Origin of the sequence: Kyrpidia tusciae DSM 2912, from assembly GCF_000092905.1 — a bacterium.
GTDB lineage: Bacteria > Bacillota > Bacilli > Kyrpidiales > Kyrpidiaceae > Kyrpidia > Kyrpidia tusciae.
In genome coordinates this window covers 1153330-1175793 of the sequence record NC_014098.1, presented here as the reverse complement: position 1 = coordinate 1175793, position 22464 = coordinate 1153330, and the positions used below count along the sequence as shown (strand labels likewise).

At 57.8% G+C, this 22464-nt stretch carries 22 protein-coding genes; 9 read left to right on the top strand and 13 right to left on the bottom strand.

Annotation, left to right across the window (positions count from 1 at the left end; all coding sequences use genetic code 11):
* Positions 1–46 precede the first annotated feature (46 nt).
* Both BTUS_RS05810 and BTUS_RS05805 read right to left on the bottom strand, forming a co-directional pair.
* On the bottom strand, positions 47–1249 hold the full coding sequence (locus tag BTUS_RS05810; protein ID WP_013075184.1) for a nitrate/nitrite transporter: 1203 nt from the start codon (positions 1247–1249) through the stop codon (positions 47–49).
* A complete protein-coding gene (locus tag BTUS_RS05805; protein ID WP_013075183.1) occupies positions 1200–3365 on the bottom strand; it encodes a molybdopterin oxidoreductase family protein in 2166 nt (721 codons plus the stop codon). Before BTUS_RS05805 ends, BTUS_RS05810 begins: the two co-directional genes overlap by 50 nt.
* 380 nt (positions 3366–3745) lie before the next feature.
* Between BTUS_RS05805 and nirB the strand changes: the two genes are divergently transcribed.
* The 3 genes from nirB to BTUS_RS05790 are packed head-to-tail and all read left to right on the top strand — an operon-like array spanning position 3746 to position 6985.
* Entirely contained in the window at positions 3746–6166 is a 2421-nt protein-coding gene (nirB, locus tag BTUS_RS05800; RefSeq protein WP_013075182.1) for a nitrite reductase large subunit NirB, read from the top strand.
* A gap of 45 nt (positions 6167–6211) precedes the next feature.
* Positions 6212–6550 (top strand): nitrite reductase small subunit NirD, encoded by a 339-nt coding sequence (gene nirD / locus BTUS_RS05795; protein ID WP_013075181.1) that lies wholly within the window; start codon positions 6212–6214, stop codon positions 6548–6550.
* Between the two features lie 45 nt (positions 6551–6595).
* Positions 6596–6985: a group I truncated hemoglobin gene (locus BTUS_RS05790; protein WP_013075180.1), complete on the top strand. Its 390-nt coding sequence runs from the start codon at positions 6596–6598 to the stop codon at positions 6983–6985.
* A 368-nt stretch (positions 6986–7353) separates the two neighbouring features.
* On the opposite strand, the gene BTUS_RS19150 is transcribed toward BTUS_RS05790, so the two are convergent.
* The 3 genes from BTUS_RS19150 to BTUS_RS05780 form a co-directional block, all read right to left on the bottom strand.
* On the bottom strand, positions 7354–7857 hold the full coding sequence (locus tag BTUS_RS19150; RefSeq protein ID WP_322785830.1) for an RpnC/YadD family protein: 504 nt from the start codon (positions 7855–7857) through the stop codon (positions 7354–7356).
* A gap of 82 nt (positions 7858–7939) precedes the next feature.
* Positions 7940–8188 (bottom strand): hypothetical protein, encoded by a 249-nt coding sequence (locus tag BTUS_RS19145; protein WP_322785829.1) that lies wholly within the window; start codon positions 8186–8188, stop codon positions 7940–7942.
* Positions 8189–8264: 76 nt separating this feature from the next.
* On the bottom strand, positions 8265–8489 hold the full coding sequence (locus tag BTUS_RS05780) for a hypothetical protein (RefSeq protein ID WP_123809241.1): 225 nt from the start codon (positions 8487–8489) through the stop codon (positions 8265–8267).
* Between the two features lie 660 nt (positions 8490–9149).
* On the opposite strand from BTUS_RS05780, the gene BTUS_RS16755 reads away from it, so the two are divergent.
* From BTUS_RS16755 to BTUS_RS16745, 6 genes are all read left to right on the top strand, one after another.
* Positions 9150–9869 (top strand): stalk domain-containing protein, encoded by a 720-nt coding sequence (locus BTUS_RS16755; RefSeq protein ID WP_013075178.1) that lies wholly within the window; start codon positions 9150–9152, stop codon positions 9867–9869.
* A 379-nt stretch (positions 9870–10248) separates the two neighbouring features.
* Complete coding sequence (locus BTUS_RS17405) at positions 10249–10503, top strand: helix-turn-helix domain-containing protein (protein WP_083780054.1); 255 nt, start codon at positions 10249–10251, stop codon at positions 10501–10503.
* Positions 10469–10975 (top strand): HEPN domain-containing protein, encoded by a 507-nt coding sequence (locus BTUS_RS16750; protein ID WP_169307944.1) that lies wholly within the window; start codon positions 10469–10471, stop codon positions 10973–10975. The genes BTUS_RS17405 and BTUS_RS16750 overlap by 35 nt, the downstream gene beginning before the upstream one ends.
* The gene (locus BTUS_RS05765) at positions 10951–11274 is read left to right on the top strand and encodes a nucleotidyltransferase domain-containing protein (protein ID WP_013075175.1); all 324 of its coding nucleotides are present in this window, start codon (positions 10951–10953) and stop codon (positions 11272–11274) included. Before BTUS_RS16750 ends, BTUS_RS05765 begins: the two co-directional genes overlap by 25 nt.
* Before the next feature lie 699 nt (positions 11275–11973).
* Complete coding sequence (locus BTUS_RS05755; RefSeq protein WP_041303794.1) at positions 11974–12246, top strand: hypothetical protein; 273 nt, start codon at positions 11974–11976, stop codon at positions 12244–12246.
* Between the two features lie 801 nt (positions 12247–13047).
* A complete protein-coding gene (locus BTUS_RS16745) occupies positions 13048–14703 on the top strand; it encodes a multicopper oxidase domain-containing protein (RefSeq protein WP_052300557.1) in 1656 nt (551 codons plus the stop codon).
* 70 nt (positions 14704–14773) lie between these two features.
* On the opposite strand, the gene BTUS_RS05745 is transcribed toward BTUS_RS16745, so the two are convergent.
* The 8 genes from BTUS_RS05745 to BTUS_RS05710 form a co-directional block, all read right to left on the bottom strand.
* Positions 14774–15844, bottom strand: coding sequence for a GerAB/ArcD/ProY family transporter (locus BTUS_RS05745; RefSeq protein ID WP_013075171.1), 1071 nt, complete (start codon positions 15842–15844; stop codon positions 14774–14776).
* Between the two features lie 36 nt (positions 15845–15880).
* On the bottom strand, positions 15881–16180 hold the full coding sequence (locus tag BTUS_RS05740; RefSeq protein WP_041303792.1) for a spore germination protein: 300 nt from the start codon (positions 16178–16180) through the stop codon (positions 15881–15883).
* Between the two features lie 109 nt (positions 16181–16289).
* Positions 16290–17804: a PIG-L deacetylase family protein gene (locus tag BTUS_RS05735; RefSeq protein ID WP_013075170.1), complete on the bottom strand. Its 1515-nt coding sequence runs from the start codon at positions 17802–17804 to the stop codon at positions 16290–16292.
* A 51-nt stretch (positions 17805–17855) separates the two neighbouring features.
* Positions 17856–18518: a uridine kinase gene (gene udk, locus BTUS_RS05730; RefSeq protein WP_013075169.1), complete on the bottom strand. Its 663-nt coding sequence runs from the start codon at positions 18516–18518 to the stop codon at positions 17856–17858.
* A 116-nt stretch (positions 18519–18634) separates the two neighbouring features.
* A complete protein-coding gene (gene mltG / locus BTUS_RS05725; RefSeq protein ID WP_083780052.1) occupies positions 18635–19678 on the bottom strand; it encodes an endolytic transglycosylase MltG in 1044 nt (347 codons plus the stop codon).
* A gap of 28 nt (positions 19679–19706) precedes the next feature.
* On the bottom strand, positions 19707–20513 hold the full coding sequence (locus BTUS_RS05720; RefSeq protein ID WP_013075167.1) for a patatin-like phospholipase family protein: 807 nt from the start codon (positions 20511–20513) through the stop codon (positions 19707–19709).
* Positions 20514–20589: 76 nt separating this feature from the next.
* Positions 20590–21417 (bottom strand): inositol monophosphatase family protein, encoded by an 828-nt coding sequence (locus BTUS_RS05715; protein ID WP_013075166.1) that lies wholly within the window; start codon positions 21415–21417, stop codon positions 20590–20592.
* A 485-nt stretch (positions 21418–21902) separates the two neighbouring features.
* Positions 21903–22433 carry a DUF421 domain-containing protein gene (locus BTUS_RS05710; RefSeq protein ID WP_232059690.1) on the bottom strand — a complete coding sequence of 177 codons (531 nt, stop codon included), beginning with the start codon at positions 22431–22433 and terminating at the stop codon, positions 21903–21905.
* Positions 22434–22464 lie beyond the last annotated feature (31 nt).

Genomic DNA, 22464 nt, shown 5'->3' with positions numbered 1-22464 from the left:
AAAGAAAAGGGAGAAGGCGTTCTTCTCCCCCCGGTTGTCCTCATCATCAAATCTGCAGTTGCAGGGAATGGCCCCACTTCCGCCACCGCACTCGCAGAATCGCGGCCATTCCCGCTCCAACGGCCAGAGCGAGGACAAAAACAGTCAGTCCTGTCGCGTAAGTGCCCGTCACCCCCTTCAGGCCGCCGAGAATCGAAGGCAGCAGAAATCCGCCGACACCGCCCGCGGCGCCAATCATTCCAGTGGCCACCCCCACCAGCTCTTTCATCCGGACCGGCACAACCTGAAACACCGCACCGTTTCCCATTCCCAGACAGCCCATTAGGAAGAAAAACACAGCCACTTCAAAGGCCAGCGGCAAGAATTGTGACGCGACAAAACACAAGATCGTTCCTGCCGCGAACAACCCGATGAGAAATCGGGTTCCCCCGATGCGATCGGCGATATAGCCCCCGACGGGACGGAGAAAGCTTCCCGCCGCCACCACGAGCGTTTGGAGTTCCCCGGCCGCCACTTTACTCACGCCGTACTGGTCATGAAAGAAAATACCCAGGTAATTCGAAAAACCCACAAACCCGCCGAAGGTCAGGCTGTATAGAGCACAGAGCGCCCACGTGTCCCGGCGCCTGAGCGCCGCCCGGTACATCCCCTTGTCCAGGCCGGCACCCCCCGGCCGGGAGGCCTCCTTCGCCAGGGCCAACACGACAAAGAACGTCACGATCATGGGAATCACGGCGAAGCCGAACACCGCGTGCCAACCGAAACTCTGGGCCAATCTCGGACCAAACAGGGTGGCGAGCAGAGTGCCGCTGTTGCCGGCCCCGGCGATGCCCATCACCAACCCTTGATACTGGGGTGGAAACCAGCGGCTCGCCATGGGCAGGGCCACCGCAAAGCTGGCGCCGGCAACGCCGAGCAAAATGCCGACTGCGTACAATTCCCATACTTGACCGGCAGACAACCATCCCCACAGGAGAGGAATCATGGACACCACAATCCCCGCTAAAGCCGTTCGTTTCCCGCCAAATTTCGTCTCCGCCCAGCCGAGAATGATCCGAAACCCACTGCCGGCCAGCGTCGGAACAGCGACCAGCAGTCCCTTCTGTCCGGGTGTCAGCTGAAAATCGCTGGCCACGAACGTCCCCAGGGCTCCGAGGAGCACCCAAATCATAAAGCTCGCGTCGAAATACAGAAAAGAACTAAACAGAGTGGGCAGATGACCGCTCTTCGCGAAGTCCTGAAAACGCATGGACATCCTCTCCCTTCGATGTCGTATGTTCCGCCCCGACCTTCTCCAACGCCGCGGCACAGCATTTGAACGAAGGCATCCGAGATATGGGATCAAGACGGTCGTCCGTCAATTGATTGACACACTCGTCCCCTTCCCAGTGGCAGGGTACAAACAAGGTGTCCGGGCGGATCCGGTCGGTGACCTTCGCCGGATACTCCGCCTTTCCCCTCCGCGTCCGCAGCCGCACCCGTTCTCCGTCGCCAATCCCGAACGCCGCCGCTGTTTCCGGGTGGATTTCCACATACGGACCGGGAGTCCGCCGCACGAGCCGCTCCGTCCTCCGCGTCTGGGTGCCCGTGAGGTAATGATCCACCACCCGTCCCGTGGTCAAGTAAAAGGGATATTCCATGTCGGGTTGTTCCGGTCGCCGTCCCTCCTCCGAAACGGGGAAGAACCGGGCCCTGCCGTCCGGATGAGCGAAACGGTCGGCAAAGAGCCGGGCTTGCCCGGGCCGGTCCAGGTCCGGACAGGGCCAGAACACTCCATTTTCCCGTTCGATCCGTTCATAGGTGATCCCGAAATAATCCGCCTCTCCCCCGGCGCTCGCCCGGCGCAACTCGTGGAAGATCTCTTCCGCACAGGAATAGGAAAAGTGCCGTCCCTTCCCGAGGGCTGCCGCCAGATCGCACAGGATCCTCCAGTCCAGCCGCGCCCGCCCGGGCGGAGAGGTCGCCTGCCTGCGCAGGATCACGCGCCCTTCCAGATTGGTCGTGGTTCCTTCCTGTTCCGTCCAAGCGCTCCCCGGAAGGAGGATATCCGCCATCCGCGCCGTCTCCGAAGGAAGAATGTCGATGACCACCAGCGTATCCAGGGAGGCGAGAGCTCGGCGGACCAACGAGCGATGCGGGCTTGACGCCACGGGATTGGATCCCAGGATCAACAGGCCGCGGATGCGCCCGGCCGTCATCTGCTGAAACATTTCAAAAGCGGACGTTCCCGGGCCCGGCAAATCCCTTTCATCCACGCCCCACACCCGGGCCACGTGCCGACGGGCGGCGGGATCTTCAATCGACCGATACCCCGGAAGCTGATCGGCTTTTTGCCCGTGCTCCCGCCCCCCCTGTCCGTTCCCCTGGCCGGTGATCGCGCCAAACCCGCAGCCGGGCCGCCCGATCTTTCCGGTCGCCAAGATGAGGTTGATGCACGCCTGCACATTGTCGACACCGCGGACCTGTTGCTCGACGCCCCGGGCCGTGAAGATCATTCCCCGGGGCGCCAGGGAGAATTGCCGGGCCAGATCGACGACCACGCCGGCCGGGACCCCCGTCCTCGCCTCCACCCTTTCCGGAGTGTAAGGCGCCGCCGCTTCCCGCACCGCTTCAAAACCAGAAGTGCGGCGGGCGATGAAATCCTCGTCGATCCAACCTTCGGCGATCATCGCCCGCAGAAGGCCGTTCATCAAAATCCAGTCGGTGCCGGGACGAATCCGGAGATGCACATCGGCCACCCGGGCCGTCGCCGTCTCCCGCGGGTCGATGACCACCAGCCGTCCCCCTCTTTTTTGCGCGCGGCGAAAATAGGACATCATCGTGGGCTGGCATTCCGCCACATTGGCTCCGACCAGCAAAATGATGTCTGCGGCCGGGATATCGTCCAGGGGATTGGTGAGCCCGCGATCCAAGCCGAAGGAGCGGTTCATGGCCGCAGCCGCCGAAGACATGCAATAGCGTCCGTTGTAATCGATGAACGGGGTTCGAAGGGCAACTCGCGCAAACTTTCCTAACAAGTACGCGGTTTCATTGGTCAAGGAACCGCCGCCGAACACGCCCACGGCCCCGGCTCCGTACCGCCCTTGGATGGACTGCAGGCGCGCGGCCGCTTCCTCCAGCGCCTGCGCCCAACTGACAGCTGCGAAACCGCCCCGGCGGCGCACCAACGGCGTCGTCAAGCGCTCGGGATGGCTCACATGAAGATGGGCGTGAAACCCTTTCTGGCACAGTCTTCCTCCGGCCACCGGAAAACCCGGGTCCGGCCTGAGGTCCAGCCCCTCCCCCGACGGCTTCGCCTCCAGTCGGACGGCACACTGCATACTGCAAAAACAACAATGACTGCGAACCCCGGAGTCGCCCTCCATTGCACTCCACTCCCTTCCCGAAAAAAGGCCTCCGCCATGCAGACAGAGGCCTCATTGCCAACTAGCGGTCCCCATTGACCGCCACCCAGAAGTTGTTCCTTACAGCTTCGTCATTAATGATAATAAACCTATCGTATATTGGTCAATATCATTACAAGTAAAATAGCAAGGAACGGTATTGTCATTAAACATAACAGATTATATAATATAACACGACAGGCAAACGTCAACGGAGACGTTCATTTGGCAAAGAAGCCTCCATCGGTGAGGCTTTGTCTCTTTTTGCCGTTCTGCCATGTTCACGCCTGCGTTCAGTAAGTTGCGACAGCTCCTTCGCCGCGCCCGCATGCGGACGTTTGCTCAAAGGGAGGATGAACGACATGTCCAAGAAGAAACTGGTCCTCGTCGGCAATGGGATGGCGGGCATCCGTTGCATCGAGGAGATACTGGCGGCAGACCCGGAAGCTTTCGATATCATCGTTTTCGGCGCCGAGCCGCATCCCAATTACAATCGGATTTTGTTGTCTTCGGTACTGGCGGGCGATACCCGCCTTCAGGACATCGTCCTCAATGACTGGTCCTGGTACGAGCAGCACGGCATTACTCTCTACACCGGTCACCCGGTCAGCCGGATCGACATCCCGAACAAACGCGTGTGTACCTCCACAGGCATCGAAGAACCGTACGACGAATTGATCCTGGCCACGGGTTCGCTGCCGATCCTCTTGCCGGTGCCGGGATCCGACAAAGAGGGCGTGATCGCCTTCCGGAACATCGAGGACTGCCGCACCATGATCGAGGCATCCAAAACGTATTCCAAGGCGGTCGTGATCGGCGGAGGTCTTCTCGGGCTCGAGGCGGCCCGGGGGCTCCTCCATTTGTCCATGGACGTGAGCGTCGTTCACCTCTTCGATTGTCTGATGGAACGCCAGCTCGATCCCACAGCTTCCAAGATGCTGCAGGCAGAGCTCGAGAGGCAGGGCATGCGCTTTTTGATGGAGAAACAGACGGCGGAAATCCTTGGAGACCGTCGCGTCACCGGGGTGCGGTTCTCCGACGGCACTGAAGAGCCGGCCGACCTGGTGGTCATGGCGGTCGGCATCCGTCCCAACACCGCTTTGGCCAAAGAAGCCGGGATCGCGGTCAATCGGGGAATTGTCGTCGACGATGAGCTCCGGACCAGCGAGCCCAACGTCTATGCGGTCGGGGAATGCGCGGAGCATCGGGGGGTCGTGTACGGCCTGGTTCAGCCGCTTTACGAACAGGCCCGGGTCTTGGCCCTCAGCCTGTGCGGCCGTACCCCAGCCCCCTACACGGGTTCGGTGACCGCCACGAAGCTCAAAGTCTCCGGGGTGGATGTCTTCTCCGCCGGCGAGTTCCTGGACGGCCCGGACACCCGGGCCGTGCGGATCCACGATGAAATGGAAGGTATTTATAAAAAGGTCTTGGTTCGCGGCGGCAAAGTGACCGGCGCGGTCCTGTTCGGCGACACCCGGGAAACCACCCGGCTGGTGAACTGGATCCGGGAAGGAGTGGAGGTCTCCCCGGGAGACATCTGGTCGTTGCTGTCCGTTCCGGCAGCTTCCCCGTCTGCTGCGACGGGTTCCCCTGTTACCGGCATGAGCGCGGATGAGATCGTCTGCGGATGCAACGGCGTAACAAAGGGCGCCATCGTCCACGCCATCGAAGAGTACGGCCTCAAAACGGTGGAAGAAATCAAGGCCGCGACCCATGCTTCCCGGTCCTGCGGAGGATGCCGTTCCCTGGTCCAGCAGATCCTCGAATCGGTCCTCGGGAGCGACGTCCCCTCAGCCGGCGCCCAAGGGATCTGTCCCTGCACGACGTTGAGCCGGGAAGTGCTGATCGAAGAGATCCGGGCCAAACACCTGACCAACGTGAAAGAAGTGATGAACGTCCTCGGATGGGCCAATCCCGACGGTTGCTCCAAATGCCGGCCCGCCCTGAATTACTACCTCAGTATGCTGTGGCCCGAGGAACACGCCGACGACCCCGCTTCTCGGTTCGTCAACGAGCGGCTCCACGCCAACATTCAAAAAGACGGGACCTATTCGGTCGTGCCCCGGATGTACGGAGGGGTGACGACTCCCGGCGAGTTGAGGCGCATCGCCGAGGTCGCCGAAAAATACGGTGTGAAAATGGTCAAAATCACGGGAGGACAGCGCATCGATCTGCTTGGAGTGGGTAAGCAGGATCTGCCCCGCATATGGGAGGACTTGGGCATGCCCTCGGGCTACGCTTACGGCAAGGCCATCCGCACCGTCAAAACCTGTGTGGGAACGGATTTCTGCCGATTCGGAACCCAAAACTCCATTGGCATGGGCATTCAAATCGAGAAACGATTTGAACGCCTCAACACCCCCGCCAAAGTCAAAATGGCCGTCTCCGGATGCCCCCGAAACTGCGCCGAAGCCACCGTCAAGGACCTTGGAGTGGTGGGCATTGAGGGCGGCTGGGAAATCTACGTCGGCGGCAACGGCGGGGTTCACGTCCGAAAAGCGGACCTGCTGTGCAAGGTGATCACCGAAGAAGAAGTTCTGGAAATCGCCGGCGCCTATCTGCAGTATTACCGCGAAACCGCCCACTACGGCGAACGAACCTCTCAATGGGTGGAACGGGTGGGGCTGGATGGCATTCGCCAGGTGATCCTCGATCCTCAGCAACGGTCGGCCCTCGTCAAACGACTGGAACAGGCCCTGGCGGTTACGACGGACCCGTGGAAGACGGTGGCGGAGAGTCCAGAACTCCAGCGGCTGTATCAGGAGATCCCCGTCGCACCGTAATTGCGTGCTGCTTGTGGTCACAACGCAGGTATGAGGGAGGAAAATATGGCGATGAAAAAAGTCTCGGTAGCCCGTGTGTCTGACTTGCCGGTTCAACTGGGACAGATGGTCCGGCTGGGAGAGCTGGAAGTGGCGCTGTTCCGGCTCCCGTCGGGGGACGTCTACGCGGTGGAAAACCGCTGTCCCCACAAAGGGGGGCCGCTGGCCGAAGGGATCGTTTGTGGAACGTCCGTTTTCTGTCCGTTTCACGACTGGAAAATCAACCTCGCCACCGGTCGTGCCGAACCCCCGGATGAAGGTTGTGTCCGTACCTTCCCGGTGATGGTGGAAGGGGACCAAGTCTTTCTCGTTCTGTCCGAAGAGATGCCGGTCTCCTCGGGCTGATCGGATGATCGAATCCAAACAAGATTGAGAGGGAGGACATGGAACATGTCGACGTTGTACGAACGCCTCGGGGGAAAAGAAGGGATTGGAAAGGTCGTCGATACCTTTTACGACAAAGTCTTGGCCGATCCCCGCGTCCGCCACTTCTTTGCCAACACAGACATGGAAAAACAGCGCCGACATCAGACGCTGTTCATCTCGTTCGCCGCGGGAGGTCCGGAGTACACCGGCCGGAGCATGCGAAAGGCGCATGAGGGACTCGGTATTCAGAACGAACATTTCGAGGCGATAGTGGAATTGTTGATCGATTCTCTAAGGGAACACGGAGTGGTGGAAGCAGACATCGACACAGTGGCGCAAAAATTGGCTCCGTTGCGATCGGACATCGTGGAACGTGGAAGAAGCGCGTTGAACGAGGTGTCACGGCCATTCTGACAGGCGAACGCACGCATTTCGCGCATGGACAGTGCTAAAACCCTACCCAGTATCATCAAAGCCCCTGACGAGGTTGCGGCTCGTCAGGAACCGGAAGTTAGAGCATCAATGCCTTGCGACCAAGCTGACGATGCTCAGGACATCTACCAACCGCCCTTTCCCAAACAAGCGGGAGAGGGCAATTGTTTTTGCCTCTTCACAACTCCACCGCCTCGCCCATCACGACAGCCCGAATCTCCGGGCGCAAGGAATCCACGGCCACCACATGCACGGGGCATTCGACCAAATCCCTGGTTCCTCTTGCAAACCAGTTCCGGAAAACAAAAATCCTCTCCGCAAAGAGAGAGGACCGGGAGAACTGCTCATCTTCACTGCAATGCCTTCCGGCGAATCTCTTCGGCCTCGGCTTCAGAAAGACCCGTGATCTCCACCACGTCCGCCACCGACGCGCCGCGCTTAAACATCCGCTCGGCAACTTCCCGCTTTTCTTCCTGCCGCCCCTGTTGCAACCCCTTCTCCAACGCTTCCTGCTCAATGGCCTTCAGCAGATCGGTCATGCTCAACACCCCCTTCAACCTCTCCATCTGTTCGTCCGTCAAAATCCGACCACTGAAGCCCAGAATCAACGCTGCAACATAGTTCTGCTCATCCCTGCGCGGCAAACGCTGAACCAGATCCACGATCTCCGAAAACGCCTCATCCCGCGACCGGTTGGTAAAGTGCATGTGAAACGCAAACGCCAGCCGCACCCGGTCGGATTCCGTCCACTCGTGCGCCGCCAAGTGCCTTTGTAACGTCTCCAAAGCCCCGTCACCGTCCATCCGGTTCAAGTACAAATTCTCGATCCTGTACCGGATGGTTCCGGCATCCAACTCCTCCGGCGCTTCCCGGACTTCTCAAGGATACAGAACCACCGTTCGGACCTTTCGTCGGTATTTCTCGGCAATCGCGGCATCATAACGCAAAAAACCGATACAGCGTCGGCTCTTTCGTTGACTGAAACTCCAGGTGCAGAAGGCGACCGTCCTCAAGCTCCAACAGGATGTCCGCCAACTCCTGCCACACCTCGACCTTCGGCAGATCCGCCGAAAGAGCCCGCACGACATTGGCATTATGAATGCCAATCGCCTCCAGCGCCCTTTTCGGCACTGCGCCGGTCAAATGCCTCGCAACAATGTCGTTCGAGTTCCGGGATATGTTCATGTTTCACCATGCCCTGTCTTCAGTATAGTCCGGGACCGCGGCTTTCGGGCAGAAGTTCTTGGGCTTGCAACAGGGCTCACAAAAGCTCCCTGTCCGGGTCGAAATCCAAAACGTACTCCTGAAGTTCAAGCCCGAATCTTTTGAGCAGATTTTGCAAAGAGCTGATCATTTCGTAATAGGCCGATACGGCTCCGCTTTCAAATTCATCCGCGGGATCTCGGCTCTTGCGTTGTATGTGTTCCTTCGCGTTCGCTTTCATTTCCTCGATCCACTGCCGAATGATCTCCTGCTCCTTGCTCATGACCCTCACTTTTCCCCCGCAAGCGCGACAGGATTTCATGGCTACCCTCCAAATACCGCGCACAGATCCAATTGACCATGCCACTGAATGAACGCCCTTCCATCTCAGACAACCTTTGAATCTGTTCCGCAAGGCCAGCATCAAATTGAATGGTCCGTTGGACTTTCCGCATGGGGACATCACCTAACTTAAATTATACAACTTGTTATCAGTTGAATTACGTTGATTTTTGAGTTTTTGAATGGAAGGGGGACTCAGGGAGGCCTGAGGGCGCGCTTTCATACCCTGGGTAATAGGATGATAGCCACCCGAGTCCGAAAGCGTCTCTGAGAGCCTCCTGCGCGTCCCAGATCATAATATTTCTTCGTTTTTCTTCCCTGATCCCTCAGCCCCGGACCGCACCCTTCACCCTCAAGTCGACCACCGGCCCGGGATAATCGAACCGGTACAGCTTTCCGCGAAAAAATTCAGGGATTCCTTTGGTTACCGCAAAAACATATTGTTATAATTTTCCGGAACAAATCGGCGAGTGAAGACGTCTAAAGATATAGACCGGACTTTAGGGGGTGAGGACATGCCGACACTCAAACAAAAAACACCCAGTTAATAGGAACATCTTGCCTGACTGAAAACCTAACTTGAAAAGTGGAGGGATGATTGGTGAAACGTTTCTGGAAATTGTGGATTGGGGCAACAGCGATACTGGCGCTCTTGGTCGGCGGGGCCGCTTCGGCGGCAGCCCCCCTGTTCCACGGACTTCAGACAACTCGGGTGGTGCTTGACGGAAAAGAGATCAAGGCGGACGTTCCCGCTGTGATCCTGGAAGGACGCACCCTCCTGCCCGTGCGCGCCCTGGCGGAAGCATTGGGTTTGCAGGTCTCATGGGACGCCCAAAACCAGACAGCGCTCCTTAAGAGCAACAAACAAACCTGCGCGCACAGTTTTACCACTCCCGAGGGAATCACTTACACAATACAAGGGGTTTTTGCGGACATCGAGGACAAAACCGCCAAACCCGCCCCAACCGCTACGGTTTCTGTCATAAGCACCATCACCAACAACAGCAAGAAACCCTATGACCTCGGCCAGGCTCACATCTGGCTGGGAGACGCCGGTTCCAAGGACTCTTCCACCCGGATTGAAGGCAAGATCGTCTCTCAGAAGGGAGAACCTGCCTCTGGCAGCTTGGCTCCCTCTGAATCCACCAGGGTCTGGATACTGTTCAACGTGCCCGCAGATCAATCCGGCTCGCCCAACCTAAAACCGGTCTTTGGAACATGGACAGGCGGTCATTTCGAACCGTATTTGAATACGTGCCCGAACGGCCATTGGGTCGAGATTTATCCACGGCCTAATGATCCGACCCCGGTATGGGTCTAGGTCTGTGATTTCATAGACTAACCCTCGCGATCAGACGAGAACAGAGCGGGAGGCACCACCGTCTCCCGCTCTGAATTTTTTGAAGAAAGTCAAGCGGCTCGGGGAACGTCTGGAACCCGTCATCCGTTTAGAGTGTGACAGCATACCTGGGATACGGATCCTCCTCATTGATCGGGAAAGCGAAGATCAGGCCGCCGAGCTGCTGGCGGAGGAATTCGGCTTTCTTTTCGATTTCCTGCGTGTTCATGGACGCCAACTCCTTTCGGCCTATAGGGGGAACGGAAGAACCTTGCCGCGTGTCGTCCTCATTGATATCTCGTTATTTGACATTTTGTATCGTTTACGATACAATTAGTATCGTCGGGGTGATGAACAGAAGATGATCAAATGCCACCTCTCCAAACTCATGGGCAAGCATAAGCATTCACTTACCGATGTCCATCGTTTGACAGGACTTAGTCGAGCAACGTTGCATCGCCTGTATCACGAAACCAACGACGCCATTCGGTATGAAACCATCGAGAAGCTTTGCTCGCTTTATCGGTGCCAAGTTGGAGACTTGATCGAATGGATTCCCGGCGACAAGGTGAATGATGAAAATGGACAAACCGATTCGGTGCCGGGTATGCCGTAAGCCTTTGCGTTCAAAAGAAAGCATTGACCGTGGCGTAGGTCCCACGTGCGCCAAGCACATTCCGTACAAGGACATTTCTCAAATCGCCCGTAAAGATGTTCGATATTGGATCCAGGAAGCGTATGAAGACATTTCGACCGCGTATTTCCTAAAACGCGCTGGAAAGCGAAAACTAGAATCCGCTTTCTTTGCACACTTGGCCGTTGAAAAGGCCATAAAGTCTCTCGTCGCGCAGAACACCCATGAAGTGCCTCCAAAGATCCACAATCTCGTGGAGTTGGCTAAACGCGCAGGACTACATACGACTCAAGATCAGCGAGAATTTCTGCTCATGCTCAACGTGTATGAAATCGAAGGAAGGTATCCGGCGGAACGGGCGAAAATCCTTGCCCGAACACCCGATTCCCGTTTTGAAGAAATCCTGGAGAAAGCGAGTGGGTTTATCCAATGGTGTACACAGCGGATCAAGTGAACCAGGCTGTTCAAGAGTACTTGGAGAAAACCCTGCCGTCCGCGCCGGACATCGAAGAGGTTTGGCTGTTCGGTTCGTACGCGAACGGCACGCCGCACGAAAACAGCGACATCGATCTAGCCGTCGTGTCGCCGCGTTTCGCGGAAGACTACCCGGCCGCCGTGAGTGCCCTAGCCAAAGCCGTGTGGGACATCGAGGCGCCGATTCAAATCCACGGGTTTACTCGCGAGGACTTCGAGACCGAGATTTTGGGCGCGGAAATACGGCGGACGGGAAAATGCGTCTACAAGAGGCATTAACAACTTGCAAAGAGAGACGGTATCATCGCGGACCTGTCAGGACCGCCTCCTCTCGGGGCCTCCCGAAGGAGGCGAAAACTTTTCTACGAACCCCCTCGCAAGCGGCACTTCCTCAGCGGAAAAAAGCACCGACGAATTGTCAAAGTAACTGCTCGGAATCGGCTGATCACAAAATCGTAATCCGGATAACGGTCAAAGATGTCCCAGTACACATCGGCAAGCTCGTCATTGACAGCCAAGTCGCCGTCCGGAATGACCACCCGGAAATGATCCACGCCTTGGCTGGTAAACACAAAGAGCCAAGGGGTCTTTTCAAAACTCTTCAGATCGTTCGATTGCATATTGTCATGGGACAAGGTACTCCGGCAAACGGTCCATGGCCCACGCCGAAAGATAGGGAAACGCCAGAATGGCTCCAAATGCAACATTACATAGCCCCCACCATTGCCTACCCTCGGGAATTCGTTCGCGACGAAGCCAAAGCACCAAGCCGGCAATCAGGGCAGCCATGAGAGCTCTTCCAGGCCCCACGACAGTTGGACCGAAAACAGGCATTGCAAACCGCGAAGCTGGCAATGTGAGACTGAATCCCAACACACCCAAAAAACCATAGGTCATGCCTTTTGTTTCGGAGTGCCTTCTACTCGGACTACACGGTGGAAAGGAAGCTGCTGGGTCACATTGTCCAGAGGATTCTAAATGGTAGAAAACGCTGCCCGGGAACTGGGCATCGAAGGCAAGACGGTCACCCTTCTGCAGCACTTGATCGCTGCGCACCACGAGAAGAAAGAATTTGGTTCACCTGTCGAACCGCAGTTACCCGAGGCAGCAGCCCTATGTTACATCGACCTACTGGATTCCCGCATGGGGGCCATTCAAAAAACGGTGGACGAGCTGCGCCCGGGAGAGCGGTTCACGGAGCCCGTCAAGGTGATGGGCAACAGGCGAGTGTATGTTCCCGAACGAGAGTAAAACGCCGATTGCTCAGTTCGCGGACAATGGGTTTCAGTGATCAAAGTTGACGCCTGAGTCGCGCATATTGCACAATTTCTTCACGGTCCAACCCAAACGGGTATGGTTTGTTTCCCACAAACATCTCATTCACGACTCCAATGGCATACGGGAACAGTTCCCTCATCCGATGTTGGATCGTTTCCCAGACGCTGAGACGGCCTTCAGAAGCTATCACAACGAATGAGAGGAAAAAGGTTCCGGGTCACCGCTTCTTCTCCGGCCTGAAACAACGAGCAAAGACTTATCAGACATAAAAGTTCATGATTCAGGCCCAGCTCGCTTGTCGCCACATACAATTGCAAGTATGCCCCCCCGCTAGCATGAGTGATCGCTCAACAGGTTTATGCAGGTCTATTTTTTGCGTAGGTCGTCAGGCGAAGCCGGAGTGCTCCCGCATCTGCCCCATTCCTGTACCGCGTAAACCGAAGCGAGAGGTCCTATCGGCTGCTCCCCGACGAGCGCCAGGCGTAGCCGCTCGGCCACTCGGCACAATTCTCGCCCTTGGCCCGTGATCCCGCCACCGATTTTAGTATAACTTACCTATTGTCTTATGATATGACAGGACTTCATGATAATCATTCTCAATCCATTTATCGTTCGGAGGTGCCTCATGAATCACTGGCAACTGGTGCTTCTGGGTCTCATTGCGGGTGGAACCATTTATATCGGACTGCCCCTCGGGCGCCTGAGCGGCCTTAACAGCAAGGTTCGGGCGATTCTCAGTATGCTCTCTCCGCCGGAATCCTGGTTTATCTGCTGGTGGAGATTCTCGGTGAAGCGGCGGGGGATACAGCCGGCACCGTCCAATCTGCCGTTGAGGGGGCGGGGTCGGCGGGGGGCGCGATCGCCAATGTCCTCTTGTTGATGGTTGGGCTGCTCATCGGCCTGGTCGGCTTGGCGGCCATCCAAGAGAAGTGGCTTGAGCGGGGATTGCGAGAAAGTGGGACTCGCCTGGCTTACATGACAGCCGCCGGGATCGGGCTGCACAACTTCAGCGAAGGGCTGGCCATCGGCCAATCGTTCGCCACAGGCAAAACTGCCTTGGCCATCGGTCTGGTCATCGGTTTTGCCCTCCACAACGCCACCGAGGGGTTCGGGATCGTCGGCGCCTCGACCCGAACAGGAGAGCGCCTGTCCTGGGCTTCCATTCTCCTTTTGGGAGCGATCGGCGGCGGCCTAACCTTTGTCGGGACGTTGTTGGGCAGTCTGTGGACCTCCGAGTTCGTGTCCATCTTCGTTCTCGCCATGGCCGGAGGAGCGATCCTCTACGTAGTGAAAGAACTCCTGTTTGCCGTGCGCAAGGAAACGGCCCAAAAACTTATTATGGCCGCCTTGGCGATCGGCTTTGGCCTCGGGTGGGGAACCGAAGTGGTGGCAGACGCCGCCCAGGGAGGCGAAGCTAAAGAGGAGCACGCCCTTCGGGAACCGGATGGCGATGTACTGCCGGCCACAGCAGCCAAAACCGGAGCTGTAGCCCCGATTTCGGCCGAGGAGAACGCACGACAACGGCAGGCGGCCAACCAGCTGTTGCACGAGGAGGCCCTAAGTCCCAAAGTCCTGCCCGATGGTACAAAGGAATACGATCTGACGGCGTCCGTGTTTCCCTGGAAGCTCTACCCCGGTGCCACCATCGACGCATGGGGATACAATCACACGGTGCCCGGGCCCCTCATCCGAGTCCGAGTGGGAGACAAAGTGGCCATTGTATTGAAGAACGATCTTCCCCAGCCGACCACTCTGCATTTGCATGGGCTGGCTGTTCCCAATGCGATGGATGGCGTGCCACAGATGGCCACGGGCTCGGGAACCGTCGGAACCCAGCCGGAGATTCCACCGGGCGGTTCATACACCTATCGATTTACCGTGACGGATCAAATGATCGGAACACACCTGTACCACACCCACGTGAACGACGATTTTCAGATGGATATGGGTCTTCATGGAGTGATCGTTATCGATCCGCGTCAGTCCTCCACAACTCCACCCTACGACGTCGATGCCGTGTACGAGATATCGAGTTTTAAAGTTGGCGGGAGTGAGGAGGAAAATGTCTTCGCCCTAAATGGCAAGGCTTTTCCTGAGGCCCCCACGCTCACCGTGCATCGCGGGGACCGCGTTCTTCTGCGCCTTGTGAACGCCAGCGCCGAGGAATTTCACGTCATGCACCTGCACGGGTATACGTTTGACATTGTGGCCAAGGACGGCAATTCGCTGTCGCAACCAGAACGGGCCAACACCATCAGCCTGGGCCCCGCCCAAACGGCGGATATCGCGTTCACGGCGGACAACCCCGGGCAATGGATGTTCCACTGCCATATTCTCGACCACACCGTCAATCCCAGTGAGGCGGGAGATGGATCCGCCCACCGAATGGCCTCTATGGGCGGTTTGGTCACGTTCATCAACGTGGAATAAGTTCCGCCGCTCATCGAAACGGATAGCGACACCGGTGGCATCCGGTGGACAGGAGCCGGGCATGAGGGGATCATGCTTTGCGGCGCCGATGCCACCGGTGGACGACAACGGCCAAACTCGGAATGCCAATCCCCGTCAGTGTGAGGTACCCCCAGCCGACATACCTAACATAGTCCAAAAACATCGCTTCATCCCGTATGAAAAAAATACTGCCCGCCCAGACCAGCGCTGCGCCGCTCCACACGACAGGACGATAGTTCCTCAGCCCGATCCATTGACCGACGCCGGTTGCAAAAGCGTAGTGAATCAAAGAACACTGCAGAAAGATACCGGCGATGATCCCGATCACGTAAAACGTATCCAAACGCTCCAGAAAATCGGCAATCCGAATGGTCCGCACCACCTCCAAGATCGGATAAAGAGTATAAGCCGCACTCGGCCCCAAAATCATAGTAATGGTCGGTTCGGCGATAAACCCTCCCAACGTAATGATCAACACGACCATCAGAAGATCTTTCCCCACTCGTTGAACCGCTCCGCCCAGTTGCAGGACAAACATCAACAGCCACGCGTACATCCAGACTACCACACTGCCCCGCAGAACAGGGGTCCAACCGTCCGCCAAAACAGGATGATAGTGGGAAAGATCCGCATATTGCATCGAGAGCAACGACATGAGCAGCGTAATGCCCATCCCGATGGGCGTGATGGTTTCCCCCATTCTCCCGATTACTTCCACCCCTTGATACACCGCGTACCCAACGGGAATCATAAACACCATATCCACAACGTATTCTGGGGTCGAAGGCAGGATCGTGGCAGTCAAAAACAGGCCCACTTCGCGAAGAACGAAACATTCGACGACAAGTGTCATGATCAGGAACCACAAACTCGGAATTTTTCCCCGAAACGGGCCGAAAGCCGTGTGACAGCCTTGCACCAGCGATTGCCCCGGGAAGGTCCGTCGGAACAAAGTGATCACCCCGGCCACGATCAACCCCTGAGGCACAAAAAGCAAAGGGACGATCCAAGCATCCCGCACAGTGAATTGTCCGATGGTAAACGGTAATGTCAAAAATCCAGTGCCCAGAAAAACCCAGATGCTCACCATGATGAACTGCACGCGGGACAATTGTTGCATAGACACAAGCCCTCCAGAATTCTCGACCGTCATCTTTCAGAGAGGATCTTGTTCCGACTGACCCGGCAGGGGCCTCGGGATCTCCGCGCTCCGAATGGAATCCACCGGCTCCATGGTTTTTGGACGCTGGCGCATCTGCCACGACGGTGGCCTCGTGAAGACATCCTGGATGTCCGGCCACATGATGGGAGCAAGGGGGGACAGATACGGCACCCCGAAGGACCGCAGCGAAACCAACTGATGTTTTTCTTCTGATGTTTTTCTTCTGATGTTTTTCTTCTGATGTTTTTCTTCTGATGTTTTTCTTCTGTTGTTTTTCTTTTTGCCGCCTTGCACGTTTGCCCCGCATTACCCCACCAAGTCTCGTCTAAAGATCAGCACTGAATTACTATGCCAAGAACTCTGCCCATTTATGCTTATGGGAGCCATCATCTACCATGTCCATTTAGAAGGCAACGCGAATCAGGCGCCAAGGAGTGTGATCTACCAGGTGACCGGCCACCTGGGTCTCCACCCCCACCATCCAGCTTCGGGTGTCCGCAAGCCGCGCATCCGGAAACGAAAGCCACAACACATCACCGAGAACCCTGGCATCGGGGGCAAACGTATCCCATGGCGCAGATCCTGGCAGAACCCTGGGCACCCCGCCCCGCACAGAAACATCAACTCTCCCCACTCCCGCCTTTTGAAACAGACGCAGGTGAAGCTCGTAGGAGACAGCCGGATCAATCCGCCTGCGGGTCTGGATGCCGATGTACCACCGTCCGCCGCTGCGCACCGATGCCACCGCCCGAAGATCCGCGGATCCCTCCCACTCCCGATGAAGCGTATCCCCCACCGCATCGAGCACCACGGTATAAGGCGCCAAGGGGGCTGGTTCAGCCCGGTTTCCGGATCTGCCAGAGCCAATGAAACTCCAAGTGCGCTCCCTCGGCGCTCCTGCCGCCGCACTGGCCCGGGCGTCCCCCATCGGGTCAAAACCCGCCACCGATCGGAGAACCGGCGTGTCGATTCGGCCGAAAAGTTCATTTCTCCGCACGAAAGCCCGCAAAAAAGGGCCAATGGTCCGCACTTGGGAAACGTGCTGCGAGATGCCGGCATATTTGCCCGCCTCCTCCTCATCGCGAAGGGGGAAAGCCAGCCAGTGCACCCCGACGGCAACCAAGGAATTCGGTGGCAGTAACGCCCATTTTGGCTCATAGGTCCAGGGCACTGGGTAATCGCCCCGGTGGACGAGATACGTCCACTCCCTCACTTGCTGTTGCAATTTGGCCAGGGTATACACCACAAAGGCCGAGGTCGCCAGGTGGTCCGGATGCTGATCAAAAGGATCCGGATAAACCACATCTGTGGGCTGAAACCGTTGCAAAACCGCCTCCAACTTCGCCACCGCAGCGCTGCCACTGTACGGTCGATCCGGCTGATAGGCGAAAGGGTACGGCGCCCGGGTGGCGCCGTTGGGTCCCCGGACCGGGTCATCGTCAGACCAATGAACCTCCCACATCGGCGAAAGGCCCCCGTCCGGGAAGCCAAAGAATACGACATTCTCCGAAGATACCCCCAGACGCCGAAGGGCCGCCAACGCTTCGCCGTGACGAAAAACCCCCAGCCGCCTCAGGTCCGCGGGCGTGGCGGGGAATACATGAAAAGCTTCTTCCGCCGCTCGCCGGTAACCATCCCCCACCGTCATGAACACGACGAAGACCTGCTTCCCCTGGGCCACAAGCCGTTGGATCAGCCCTCCTCCGCCCAAGGACTCATCGTCCGGGTGCGGAGCTATGTACATGATCCGATCGCCAAAATCCCTTTCGTCCACCACGGGCGGCATCGGTGCCGGACGAAAGAGATCGATCCAATAAGGAGCGAGCGAAATGAATCCGAATCCAAAAAGCGCCAGGGCAACAAGCCCCGCGATGGCGAGCGTCGCCCCCCGCCGAGCTCTAACGAGTCGCGAAGCCACGAACAACGCCTCCGGCCCAAGGATGGATACCGCGGCCGATCTGACCCACGACTAACAGCGGGAATCGATCCGGCCGATCATGGAGCGAATCTTGGCCACCAGAATGTCCACCGCCACCTCATTCCGGCCGCCTTCGGGGATAATCAGGTCGGCGTACCGCTTCGTCGGCTCGACAAACTCCAGGTGCATCGGGCGCACCACCGTGAGATATTGATGGATGACCGCCTCAATGGTTCGGCCCCGGTAGCGAATATCCCGCAAAATGCGCCGGATCACCCGGACGTCGGGATCGGTGTCCACATAGATCTTAATGTCCATCAAATCCCTTAGCCGTTTATCGTCCAGTACGAGGATCCCCTCCAACACAATGACGTCCCGGGCCTCCACATGAACCGTCTCCGGAAGGCGAACGTGCTGCTCAAAGGAGTACACGGGTTTCTCGATGGGCTGCCTCCGCAAAAGTTTGCAGACGTGGTCGAACAGCAGGTCACTGTCGAAGGCATCCGGATGGTCGTAGTTTACCCGCTTACGCTCTTCTAATGGCAAATGGCTTTGATCGCGATAGTACGCGTCTTGTTCAACGATGGCCAAGTTTCTCCTGTGAATATGCCGGGCGATGGCCCGGGCCACGGTCGACTTCCCCGATCCGGTCCCCCCGGCGATCCCGATCAGCACCGGCCGCCTCCGCTTGGGCCCAGGGCCCGGTGACCGCATTTCCGCCCTCCCTGGTCGGCGGTGCTCCCCTGTCTTCGTTCCCTCCCTCATTCCCGGATGTGCAGACATATACGACTCTTTTTTCATCCTATGCCCTCACTTTGCCAGTCCCCGGGCTATGGCGAAGATCCCTGGGCCTTCTCCTCATTCTGAAGATGTTCCGCATAGGTCCGCGCAAAATAATGCGCTCCGGATCCATCCCCTTTTGCAACATAGTAATAGTAATCGTTTGTCGCCGGAAAAACGGCGGCCCGGATCGAATCTAATCCCGGATTCGCGATAGGACCTGGAGGCAATCCGATGTGGATATAGGTATTGAACGGGCTGTCCACCTCGAGATCTTGATAGGTCAACACCGGTTTATAACCCACCGCATACTCCACCGTCGCATCCACCTGTAAAGGCATCGGCGGCCGGCTGCGCAAACGATTATAAATCACTCCGGCTATCTGCGGGCGCTCCGCCGGGACTTTCGCTTCCCGCTCCACCATCGAGGCCACCGTCATCACCGCGTGCCAGCTCTCCCCCCTGGCCTCTGCCGTCCGAATCCAGTCCTGGGGAATGTGAGCGGCCAGGTTGTCAATCATATCTTGAATCACCTGATGGGCCGGGCTGTGTTTTTCCCAAAAATAGGTATCAGGAAACAAATACCCTTCCAGCCGATGTTGCATCGGTGCCCCTTTGGGAATGGAGGCGAGAATCGCCCCGTTGAACTGACCGTGGTCCACTTCGCGTAGAAATTCCGCTTTCGAACACACTCCTTGAGCTTGCAGGAGGTCGGCGATTTTCTCAACCGTGAATCCCTCAGGTATCGTGACCCTTACCGTATCCGGGCTCACTTTGCCTTCAGCAATGGCCCAAGCCAAGGTCGGAATGCTTGTCCCGGGGACAAACTGATACCGCCCAGCTTTCAACTGCGGGGCCAATCGCCTGCCCCATACGTAAACCTGGAATGCCGACGCATGACGTACCAGTCCGGCCCGCTGCAACTCATCGGCGATATCGCTCACTGACGACCCCGGACGAATGACCACCACCACCGGGGCTCCCGCGGCCGTGGGCCGAAACCAGGCCCAACCGCCAACACCGGCAGCGATGATCAACCCCGCAACGGCGGCCGCCAGCGCCTTTTTTACGGCGGGTCGGATCAACGGTCTCACCCTCCCGTCCTCTCATCTGCCCTCCCAATTATACCGGGCTCGGCCGACTGGGACAAAGGGGTTGAGAAACCCAACCCCGGATCTCCTCAATGTGGCGTTCCGCCTCCTGCTCCCCCGCATCCACGCATTCTTTCATTTTCGTGACGTCCAGAGCCAGGATCCGCCCCACCTCCGGACGAAGCACCAAGTCGGCGTAGCGGAGATTCGACCGGCGCAAAGCCACGGACATGATCGTGTACGAGCGGTACAGCACCTCCAGCATGTTCCGCGGCTCCCGGGTCTCGTGCTCCCGCTCCACATCCACGGCGATCACCCGGTCCACCCCCGCCTGGCGCACCAAATCCGCCGGCAGGTTGTTCAAAACTCCTCCGTCCACCAGGACCATGCCCTTATACGCCACCGGTGCGAAAATCCCCGGGATCGATGTGGTGGCCCGGATGGCGAGAATCAGCCTCCCCCGCTCCCATACAAAGGGTTTACCGGTAACCAAATCCACCGACACAGCCCGGAAGGGAATGGGCAACTGCTCGATGCGCATGTTATCGAGCCCTTTTTGCTTCATGAGTTCCACCAGGGCGCCCCGAAGCCGATTTCCCGACAAAATCCCGCCTTTTCCCACCCCGACGTCCACCAGCCGGTACCACCGCCGGGACAGGATAAAATCCTCGATTTCTTCGATATCGATTCCCGCCGCCACAAGGCCGCCCACCGCTCCCCCGATGCTGGTGCCGGCGATAAAATCCACCGGGATCCCGCGACGTTTCAGGACCTTGAGCACGCCGATATGGGCAAGCCCTCGAACCGCCCCGCCCCCTAGCGCCAATCCGATCGCCATCTTCATCCCTCCTTCGCGGCCCGTCTCTCTCTTTATGATTATTGTACCTTCCCATCGTACTTTTCGACTTGGACCTCTAAATTTCCGCCGCCATGGCCCCTTTTAACCGGCCGAGAAGTTCGCCGTGAATGAGGCCGTTTGTGCCCACCACGTGCCTGACCTCTAATGTATACGGACGCCCTTCGATATCTGTGACTTGGCCACCTGCTTCCTGGACAAGCAGGGCCCCTGCTGCCATGTCCCAGGGATTTAGATGAGTTTCCCAAAACCCCGTCAACCGGCCACAGGCCACGTAAGCCAAGTGCAAAGCGGCGGACCCCAGCGTCCGGATGTTTCGACACCGAGGGACCAGATCCACCATCCCTTTGGTGTTTACCGCCCGGGCGTGTTCTCCTGAAGGAAAACCGGTCCCGAGGACGCTCTCGGACAGGGTCGAGGCGGATGAAACTCGGATCGGTCGGCCGTTCAAAAAGGCCCCACCGCTCCGAACCGCACTGAACGTTTCTTTCAGGTACGGGTGATAGACCATCCCCACCTCCAGGATGCCCCGGTGCGCGTAGGCTATGGACACAGAACAAAAGGGGATCCCCGCGACGAAATTGGTCGTGCCGTCGATGGGATCCACCACCCATAGGTCATCATGACCGGCCTCAAGAACAGCCCCTGTCCCGCCATATTGGGCCACCGTTTCCTCTCCCAGGATAAAATCACCCGGGAAAGCTTCCTCGATCGTTTTCCGAATGACACTTTCGCACCGCCGATCCATCTCGGTCACCAAATCGTGCGGCCCGCTTTTCGTATCCACCACCTCCGGCCGGCCGGACCACTGCCGGATCAACTCCCCCGCCGCCTCCGCCGCCCGCTCCGCGACCTGGAGCACCAACGCCATATTCCTCGTTTCCATGTCCCTCTCATCCTTTCCGAACGCCCGCCGAGGCGGTTGGTTGCCGTGTTCACTTTCGATTCTCCTATTCCACCGGGCGCCATCTCGCCGGTTCAGTACACGGAACCACTCTCTCTTTATCCTAACAAACAGGCCGGTAAGTCACCAAGTGTGAAGCCGGGCTGTTCTGGTCTGGGTCAATGGAAACCGGGCAAAGCCACCCCTTTTTGATATTTGTTCGAAAAATATGACCTTTAAAATAATCCCGGGAACAGACACCCTGGGATTTTGACAGTTTAGTTGACAATACAAGATATGTTCTACATTCTTCCCGTCACAAGGATTGCAACGAGTAGCGAGGGCCGTACCAGAACGCCAGCGGCAATCGGCAGCAGGTCGAGCAGAATCCCCACCAACATTTTCCCGGGCCCCCTAGGAAAACCAACAACAGCGACGTCAACCCGTGAAGACTGGGTTGAAAATGGAACTGCGAAATCTATCTTCACCTACCGATTGCGACTGGAACGCACCTTGCGCAACCGGTGGATCGTCGGCGAACTTTGCGGGATAACCGAGATGGTGCCGTCCATCTCCAAAACAGCCGCATCCACAGCGTCGATCCGGTCCACCCCGTGCTCCCTCAAGGCCGCAAGAAGCTCCTCCAGATCGATCCCTTCCCGGCGAAGATGTTCCTCTACCACCCGGCCCCGGGTGATCAACACAACGGGGGCCCCTTCAAAAAACCGCCGAAGCTTCGTCCGGCGGCTGATCACCCGGTTCCAGGCCAACAGAATCAATGCCCCGAGGAGGCCGCCGACCAGCGAATTATCCGGGCCGATCATCGCATTTTGTACAGCGTTGGACAGCAGAAGGAGAGTCACCAGATCAAAGGGGGTCATCTGCCCGAGAAGACGTCGCCCCATCCAGCGGAGGACACCCAGGAGCACAACATACACCACGGTGACCCGGATGGCCGTAAAAAGGATCGTCCACCCATCACCCACCGCCGCCCATAGGTGGCTGAAGAGCATTTGCATGCCGCCTCTCCCCTTCCAAAGCGCGTACCTG